Source organism: Sphingomonas zeae, assembly GCF_014197135.1.
Taxonomy (GTDB): Bacteria; Pseudomonadota; Alphaproteobacteria; order Sphingomonadales; family Sphingomonadaceae; genus Sphingomonas; species Sphingomonas zeae.
The window spans coordinates 1-1,055 of record NZ_JACIFA010000044.1 but is presented as its reverse complement, the minus strand read 5'-3'; the positions used below and the strand labels follow the sequence as shown (position 1 = coordinate 1,055).

The window sequence follows — 1,055 nt, the reverse complement described above, 5'->3', positions numbered from 1 at the left end:
CTAGAGCGGTTTCCGTTCAGTCTGGGTCATAGCCGCAGGAGCTGAAGTAGTTGGCGCATTCCTGCGGCTGGAAGAGGTCGACCAATCTGCCGATGAGAGACCACAGGCCGGAGACGGTCCGCTCTCCGGCTTTGCGGAGCATGGCCTTGAGGCGGGCGAACGCCTTCTCGATCGGGTTGAAGTCGGGGCTGTAGGGCGGGAGGAACATGAGGCGGGCGCCGGCCGCCTCAATCAGGTCGCGGACGCCGGCGCGCTTGTGGCTGGACAGGTTGTCCATGATGACCACGTCGCCGCGTCGGAGGTCAGGTAAGAGAACCTGGCCGACATAAGCCTCGAACCAGTCGCCGTTGATCGGTCCGTCGAGCACCATGGGGGCGACCATGCCGGTCATGCGCAGGCCCGCGACCAGCGTGGTCGTCTTGCGGTGGCCGTGCGGGTAGCCCATCCGTAGCCGCTCGCCCCGCCGGCAGCGGCCATGGCTGCGGGTCATGTTGGTCGCCGTCCAGGTCTCGTCGATGAACACCAGCCGCGCGGGGTCGAGATCGAGCTGCCCGTCGAACCATGCCTCGCGCTGGCTCAGGACGTCGGCGCGGTCCTGCTCGATCGCGTGGCCAGTCTTTTTTTGCGCGTGATCCCGTGGCGGGCGAAGAAACGGTGCAGGGTCGAGATCGCCACCATCACGCCCGCCTGGCCCAGCTCCCGGCGCAGCTCGTCCAGCGTGATGTCGCGCCGCGCTTCGTGCAGCGCCAGGATCATGGGCGCATGCGCCTCGATCCGACGCGACCGCGTGTCCCCGCCCTGCGCTTTGGCGGCATAGCCACCGGTGCTGCGGCGCTGGTCGTGCCAACGGATCACCGTCGCGGCCGCTACCCCGAACCGCCGCGCCGCAGCCCGGCAGCTCATCCCCTCGTCAACCGCAGCCAGCGCTCGCGACCGCAGATCCATCGACAACGGCTTGCCCATCCATGCCGGCCTCCATCCAGCCAGCACTGTGAATCAGATCAGCGCGCCCCTGTGAATCCCTCTGCGACTCAGGTCGGCCGGAAACCGCTCTA

Annotated in this window: 1 protein-coding gene; it reads right to left on the bottom strand. The window is 67.8% G+C overall.

The features are described from left to right. Positions 1–16: 16 nt before the first annotated feature. A protein-coding gene (locus GGR45_RS19510; RefSeq protein ID WP_175310268.1) for an IS630 family transposase occupies positions 17–963 on the bottom strand; the annotation gives its coding sequence in 2 pieces (ribosomal slippage) (positions 17–627 and positions 627–963; 948 coding nt in all). Positions 964–1,055 lie beyond the last annotated feature (92 nt).